Annotated in this window: 7 protein-coding genes; 4 read left to right on the top strand and 3 right to left on the bottom strand. The window is 47.2% G+C overall.

The features are described from left to right. Window positions 1-109 precede the first annotated feature (109 nt). The 3 genes from G7Y37_RS03745 to G7Y37_RS03755 all read left to right on the top strand — a co-directional run bounded on the left by G7Y37_RS03745 (window position 110) and on the right by G7Y37_RS03755 (window position 5,028). Window positions 110-841, top strand: coding sequence for a hypothetical protein (locus G7Y37_RS03745; protein ID WP_206214083.1), 732 nt, complete (start codon window positions 110-112; stop codon window positions 839-841). Continuing rightward, window positions 834-4,622 (top strand): phosphoribosylformylglycinamidine synthase, encoded by a 3,789-nt coding sequence (locus G7Y37_RS03750; RefSeq protein ID WP_165062012.1) that lies wholly within the window; start codon window positions 834-836, stop codon window positions 4,620-4,622. The genes G7Y37_RS03745 and G7Y37_RS03750 overlap by 8 nt, the downstream gene beginning before the upstream one ends. Window positions 4,623-4,842: 220 nt before the next feature. Further along, a complete protein-coding gene (locus G7Y37_RS03755) occupies window positions 4,843-5,028 on the top strand; it encodes a hypothetical protein (RefSeq protein ID WP_165061742.1) in 186 nt (61 codons plus the stop codon). An 11-nt stretch (window positions 5,029-5,039) separates the two neighbouring features. On the opposite strand, the gene G7Y37_RS03760 is transcribed toward G7Y37_RS03755, so the two are convergent. The 3 genes from G7Y37_RS03760 to G7Y37_RS03770 form a co-directional block, all read right to left on the bottom strand. After that, entirely contained in the window at window positions 5,040-5,435 is a 396-nt protein-coding gene (locus G7Y37_RS03760; protein WP_165062013.1) for a molybdenum cofactor biosynthesis protein MoaE, read from the bottom strand. A gap of 70 nt (window positions 5,436-5,505) precedes the next feature. Beyond that, window positions 5,506-5,913: a type II toxin-antitoxin system VapC family toxin gene (locus G7Y37_RS03765; RefSeq protein WP_165062015.1), complete on the bottom strand. Its 408-nt coding sequence runs from the start codon at window positions 5,911-5,913 to the stop codon at window positions 5,506-5,508. Next, on the bottom strand, window positions 5,913-6,284 hold the full coding sequence (locus G7Y37_RS03770; protein ID WP_165062017.1) for a hypothetical protein: 372 nt from the start codon (window positions 6,282-6,284) through the stop codon (window positions 5,913-5,915). Before G7Y37_RS03770 ends, G7Y37_RS03765 begins: the two co-directional genes overlap by 1 nt. Before the next feature lie 311 nt (window positions 6,285-6,595). Here G7Y37_RS03770 and G7Y37_RS03775 point away from each other — a divergent pair, with 311 nt between their 5' ends. Next, complete coding sequence (locus G7Y37_RS03775; protein ID WP_165062019.1) at window positions 6,596-7,060, top strand: hypothetical protein; 465 nt, start codon at window positions 6,596-6,598, stop codon at window positions 7,058-7,060. Window positions 7,061-7,428: the final 368 nt, after the last annotated feature.

A 7,428-nucleotide genomic window follows, 5' to 3' on the forward strand; every position in this document is an offset into this window, starting at 1 on the left:
GTCCTTTCCAACTTTACTTATGGTGCAATGTGTCGTTAATAGTGCGCGATAGTGCTTGATAATTTACTATAATTGGTAAGTTATTTAAGAACTCGGACAGGAGTTTTGCATGTCGCAGCGCAATCCTATGAATGAGCGGTATAACAGCGAGAATAAACACGGAGTTACACGTAAAAGCGCGGCTTCGGCTAAGCCGAAATCGAAAGCTGCAGCAACAGTTACGGTAGGGACGGCCAAAAAAACGCCAGCTGAACGAAAGGCTGCACAAAAGGCGGCACGCAAAAAAGAGCAAGAGCGCCAGCGTGAACTGGACAGAAAATATTACAAGCCAGATACCGCCCGCTATAAGAAATTGCGTATCACATGGATGTTGTCGCTAGGCGGCGCTATTGTGTGTGTTTGCGCGTCGTGGGCATTGCGTGGCGTGCAGCCCGATTGGCTGGCAATTGTGGCATTGTTCTTGGCGTATGCGCTAATAATCTTTGCATTCTATGTAGACTTTTCAAAAATTCGCAAAGAGCGCAAGGCGTATCAGGCGCGCATGGTGGCGCTTGAGGAAGAGGACGCAAGGGCTGCGCGCAAAGCCGGCAATAAAGCTGCCGCTGCAAAGAAAGAGGCTGAGGAAGAAAAAGCGAAGCCCGTGGTGCAGAGCCGACGCGGCTTAGGTGCGCGTCGAAAAAAGGCACAGCAGGCTGAGGCTGCTAAGTTAGCCGAGGAAGCTCGTAAGAAATCGCAAGTGGATGAGGCGAATGCCGAAGCGGATGCGTCAAAACCGGAGGCTACCGACAAGGCTGGCGAAAAGGCTAAAACTAAGTCTGCGAAGGTGGACGACAATGGTTAACAGAATATACGTAGAAAAGAAGCCGGGGTTTGATCCGCATGTTAGTCGCTTAACAAGCGAATTGCGTGATGTGCTGGGCGTGCAGGGGCTGCATGGTCTGCGTGTGTTGAATCGCTACGATGTGGAAGGTGCTGGTGATGAATTATTTGCCAGTAGCGTTGCAGGAGTATTCAGCGAGCCTCAGGTAGATTTCACGTATCGCACTTTAGATGAAGCGAACATTTCTGCGAAAGAGGAGGTATTCGCCGTTGAGTCGCTGCCGGGGCAATTCGACCAACGCGCCGATAGTGCAGCGGAATGTATGCTTCTGATAGGACAGCAGGTGCGCCCCGATGTGCGCACGGCTACTGTCTATGTTTTGGAAGGCAATCTTTCCGCAGACGATATTGAGGCTGTTAAGCATTACGTTATTAATCCGGTTGAGGCACGCGAAGCGCAGCTAGAACCAGTGAAAACACTAGAGCAAGACTTTCCAGAGCCTGCCGATGTAGAAGTGTTAGACGGTTTTCTTCAGTTAGACGAAGATGGTCTTGCGGGCTTTATTGCCGAGCGTGGGCTTGCTATGGATTTGGCTGATATAACGTTCTTGCAGCAATATTTTCGTGAAGAGGGGCGCTCTCCTACTATTACGGAAGTAAAAATGGTAGACACATATTGGTCTGACCATTGCCGCCATACCACTTTCGGCACGCAGCTAACCGATTTTGAAGTTGCCGATGCGAACGTGCAACGCGCGTTTGATAAGTATTTAGAATTGCGCCGCAATCTTGGTCGCGAAGATAAGCCTGTATGCCTGATGGATATGGGCACTATAGGTGCGCGATGGCTAAAGGCGCAGGGCATTATGCGCGGCGTGGATGAGTCTGAAGAAATAAATGCTTGCACTGTGCGCGTAAAAGTGGATGTTGACGGGCAACTGCAGGATTGGTTGTATTTGTTCAAGAACGAGACGCACAATCATCCTACCGAGATTGAGCCTTTTGGTGGTGCGGCTACGTGTGTTGGTGGTGCCATTCGCGATCCGCTTTCAGGGCGCAGCTATGTGTATCAGGCGATGCGCGTAACGGGTGCATCTGATCCTACCGCGCCCATGTCTGACACGTTGCCCGGTAAGTTGCCCCAGCGTAAGTTATGTATAACGGCAGCTGAGGGCTATTCGTCGTATGGCAATCAGATTGGATTGGCTACCGGGCAGGTAAACGAACTTTACCATCCGGGGTATGCGGCAAAGCGTATGGAAATTGGTGCGGTTGTAGGCGCTACGCCGGCTGATCATGTTCGCAGGGAAACGCCAGCGCCGGGTGATGTTGTGGTTTTGCTGGGCGGTCGTACCGGGCGTGATGGTATAGGTGGTGCCACGGGGTCGTCGAAGGCGCATGGGCTGAACAGCTTGGAAAACTGTGGTGCCGAGGTGCAGAAGGGCAACGCCCCGGTCGAGCGCAAAATACAGCGTTTGTTTAGGCGGGGCGAGGCTTGCCGCATGATAAAACGCTGCAACGATTTTGGTGCGGGCGGCGTTTCTGTAGCAATAGGAGAACTTGCCGATGGTTTACAGATTAACTTAGACGCAGTACCTTTGAAGTATGCCGGGTTAGATGGTACCGAAATAGCTATTTCTGAAAGTCAAGAGCGCATGGCGGTCGCATTGGCTTCCGAAGATGTTGAGGCATTCATTGGCTTGGCGCACGAGGAAAATTTGGAAGCTACTCCAGTGGCGCGTGTTACAGCTGAGCCGCGTGTACGCATGACGTGGCGCGGTAAGAATATTGTTGATGTTTCTCGCGAATTTCTTGCCAGCAATGGGGCACCGAAGTTTCAAGCTGTTGAAGTGCGAAAGGCTACAGGCGGCAGCAAGGCGGTTTTGCCGAATGACGACGACACTATCAAGCAGCGTTTCTGCGCGCTGTTATCCGATATAAACGTTGCTTCGAATAAGGGTCTAGCGGAACGGTTCGACTCTACAATAGGTGCAGCTACTGTTCTTATGCCTTTTGGTGGTGCCACGCAACTTACACCTGCTTTGGCAATGGTGGCGAAGCTGCCAGTTTTAGGTGGTAAGACCACTACAGTTTCTGGGCTTTCGTGGGGCTTTAACCCTTACTTAACCGAAGCTGATCCGTTCATAGGTAGCTATATTGCAGTATTGGAATCAGTGGCAAAACTTGTGGCTACGGGTTTCAAACGTGCTGATATATATTTAACATTCCAAGAGTATTTTGAAAAATTGCGCGACGAGCCTGCGCGCTGGGGAAAGCCAGTTGCAGCTGTTTTGGGTGCGCTAATGGCGCAGTTAGATTTCCATATTGGCGCAATTGGTGGTAAAGATTCTATGTCGGGCAGTTTTGAACAGCTTGATGTGCCGCCTACACTGGTATCTTTTGCGACAGCTGTGGGCTGTGTGGACAGAATTACATCGCCCGAATTTAAGCTTGCGGGAAGTCGCGTAGTGTTAGTGTCTCCCAAATATTCCAGAGACTATGCGAGCGACATTGTGCCTAGCGCGGCATCTGCGTGCGTCGTGCTAGATTGGGTGGAAGCCGCTATTGGTCGCGGCGAAGTGCTTGCCGCTAGCACTTCTGGCTACGGTGGCGTGGCAGAAGCGTTGTTTAAGATGTGCGTAGGCAATCGCTTGGGTGTTAGCTTAAATAATTTGCCTCCTATTTTTGGTGCAACTTCAGCTGCGGACACGCTGTTTAGCCTTGCATATGGGTCGTTCATCTTAGAGATGGACGAGCGTGTGCAGGTGCCTGCTTCCACAGACGATATAGAAATTAACGTTATAGGTACGGTGACAAAAGCTTACGAATTGGCGTTGCCCGAAGAAACACTTAACTTGGATGAACTTCAAGAGGTATGGGAATCTGGTATTGAAAGCGTATTTCCGTATCGCACTAAGCGTGAAGAAACAGAGGTGGCAGAAGATATTTCTGTAATTAGCTATAGCGCGGGCTCTGCAACAACTTATAGCGGCGCGGCTATTGCTCGGCCTCATGTTGTTATTCCGGTGTTTCCCGGAAATAATTGCGAATATGATTCTGCGGCAGCGTTTGAGCGTGCGGGCGCGCGTGCCACTACGTATGTTATTAACAATTTGTCGCCCGATGCAGTACGAGAAAGTACCGCTGAATTAGCGAAACTTATTCGAAGTGCACAAATAGTTATGTTGCCGGGTGGTTTTTCGGGGGGCGATGAACCCGATGGGTCGGCGAAATTTATAACATCGTTTTTCCGTGCGCCTGCTGTGACCGACGCTGTGCGCGATTTGCTACAAAATCGCGATGGTTTAATGCTTGGCATATGCAACGGTTTTCAAGCGCTGGTGAAATTGGGGCTTGTGCCTTATGGAGATATTCGTCCTATAGATGCCGATTGTGCAACGTTAACATTCAATCAGATAGGACGTCATCAAAGTCGTTTGGTGCATACGCGGGTGGCTTCTAATTTGTCGCCGTGGCTTGCAGAATGCAAGGTGGGTGACGTGCATACTGTAGCTATAAGTCATGGCGAAGGGCGCTTTGTGGCACCACCTGACCTGTTGGATAAACTGGTTGTGGCGGGGCAGGTAGCTACTCAGTATGTAGATTCTTGTGCTAAGCCTTCGATGGATTTGGCTGTTAACCCGAATGGCAGTATGTTGGCTATAGAGGGAATAACCAGTCCGGATGGACGAGTGCTTGGGAAAATGGGGCACACTGAACGCGCGGGAGCTAATTTGTACAAGAACGTTCCCGGCAATTTGTATCAGCCAATTTTTGAAGCTGGAGTAAAGTACTTCCAATAGGGTGTGTTGATGTGTAAAGCTGTAAAGCCGTAAAGCCTGAAAGACTACGTTCAGAAGCTACGCAGCCTTCACTCCGTCTTTCAGGCTTTACTTACGGATTGTAGATTAGGTTCTATATTCGATGCGTGAAATCAGGAAGGCTATGTTCGAAAGCTACGCAGCCTTCACTTCGTCTTTCTGATTTCACTGTTGATATTTTCATTGGATGGGGCAGTAGGCTATGAAAAAATCTGAGTTGGATTCTGATGAAAAGAGAAGAGTCGCGGCAAAAGCACACGGCTCTTCTAAGAAGTCTGCTAAGCGCGACCTTTATTTACGTGCCGCCAATGAAGATGATGACGGGTACGATCCGTATAGCGACAGACCGTATATCGAGCCTTTTTATGAGCCAGATCCGTGGGATTAGTTAATTCGTAACTAGGCGTATATTTCCTTCTCTACAACTAGGTCGTTTTTGATTTTGCCCACAAGCTTCTGTAGTGCGTCAATGCAGTTCGGGCGTATATCTGCGCCGATTAAAACGTACATCAGACTGTCGCCCACACCTAACTTACCTTCATTTAACCATACGCGCACATAATACACACCGGGCCACGTAAGCGCTTCTTCTATAGCTGCGTCTACACCAGCTGCATCGTAGCTGAATTCTACTTGCGCAACATTGCCTAGCCCTTCAACGCCTTCACGCACCTGTGCTTTCGGAGTTATACGCACTACGCCGTTGTGGGTAAGAAACATGCCGCATTGCTCTGCTTCCGGCGATGTTTTCGCTTCTTTTAGCCACTGATCTATAGATGGTTCTTGTTTGGACATGAGATCTCCTAAAGTGTTAACGAATTATGCGCAATCAAAAATAACGCAACATTAATTGGATAGCAACTAGTTAAAAATCTACCAGTTCGGTGCAGTTAACTTTTGCTTCGCGACATATCTGCATTAGCTTTTGATCTAGTGTGAACAAAGTGGCTCCATTGCGCCGCGTCATACACAGATAGAGCATGTCATATACGGGATGTTGAAACTTTACAGCTTGAGAGAAGACCTCCGTCATATAGTCTTCGGTATGTACAAATTTGGTAATAAGGCTTTCTGCGTATGTCATTCGTTCTTGGGCTGTAAGCTCGTCCATCTCGCCATGGACAATATATTTCCAAAATGAATTTCTCAATTCTATGCGAAAAAAAGTAGGGGCAATAATTTCTTCATTAGGCTGCAAGAGCATAAGAAGCCCGTTTCCTTTTTCATTGTCTAAAGCAATATTAACCGCGGCACTACAATCCATAACAACCATTATTTACCTGCTAATTCTGGAATTATACGATCCATTCGGGATTCGCGTTCTTGCCTTATCATTTCTGCCGTATCTTGAAAATCCTCAGATAGCTCGATCGGTTCTAATAAACTAATCTTTTCGAATAATTTCCTGCGCTGTTCTGTTCTAATTTTCAATCTAGTTTCTTCGTTAATATGGCACGCGGCTAAATTTGGATTAAATATCACACTATCGGGATTGGTTGTGCCACGCACCTGATTGTATAAATCTAGATAATTTCTAAGTATGTGCAGAGTTTGCTGGGCAATGCTTCGGTCTTCGTTGTTGGCACATATTCGTAATGTGTCGTATACATCAGGGGGGCAGTCTTTTAATTGCAAGGCTGGCATATTTACTCCTAATTGCATCCAAAATGAATGATAATTGCATTATAGTGTATTGTGTTTAATAAGGGAAGTAAGAGGCAAAAAATACTCTTTTAACTGGGAAATCTTCACATAATGTTCGATATTTAGAACGCTTGTATTATATCTTGATAAGATAATTGCATATCTGTTGAAATCGTGAAGGGCTCTGCCCATTCTCAAATTTATGCTTGCATTTTGCTTTGCGCGAGGCGTATAAATTGTTCAGCCTTAAAAGGCATCGGGTATAAAAAAGACGAAGTTCATCAAGGCAGTTATTGCACGGGACGCAATAGATGATGAACATTAAGGGACAGATAGATATGAGTGACACTACTATGCTCAAACGAGCTGCTTCTGTGGTTTTGTCCACAACGCTAGCATGCTCTCTTGCGCCGTTTGCAGCTTTTGCAGATGAAAACAATAAAGGCAATGCGGCGGATGCAACAGATTCTAAAACCAATACAACAAATATGCAGACACAAGAAGACGCAAATGCGCTTGTCGCTACTCCTATAGAAGTGCAAGATGTAGTGCGCGCAAGTGTTCCTGTGAACTTAGATGCAGATATTGCCACCATGTTTACCTACAACGATCTAAACTATGTGGCAGATGAAAAAACAGCCACAGCAACACTGGTTGGTTTTAGCACAAGCCCCGAAGGTGCACTAGAAATTCCTGCACAAGTTGTTTCTGGTGAGAAAACCTATACAGTAACGAACATAAGTTCGAATATAGAAATGGGGGGGGGGGTTCTGTGATTTTAGGTTAAACCCTGAAAACCCCGCAGAAACCCAAAAAATTTCAACCGCTGGTGCGGTAACTCAATCAAATAATATTGAAGGTGCGGCAAATTCCACAAATGCGGCAAATTCTAAAAGCGCTGCAAATGTCGAAAGCGCCACAGATGTTGAAAACTCCCAAAGCGCCAAAAATCCCTACACAAGTGAATATTATGCCGAAGCTGAGAAAGCACTTGGCGTTACCTCTATAACTATTCCGTCTACAGTTAAATCTATCGATGTAGGCTTTTTCCAATTGTTTCCAAATGCCACAGCAATACATGTGGCAGAGGAAAACCCTGTTTACTCAAGTTATAACGGCATTCTTTGCAATGCCGATCTAACAA

The organism is Adlercreutzia sp. ZJ154 (assembly GCF_011039055.1).
Lineage (GTDB): Bacteria > Actinomycetota > Coriobacteriia > Coriobacteriales > Eggerthellaceae > Adlercreutzia_A.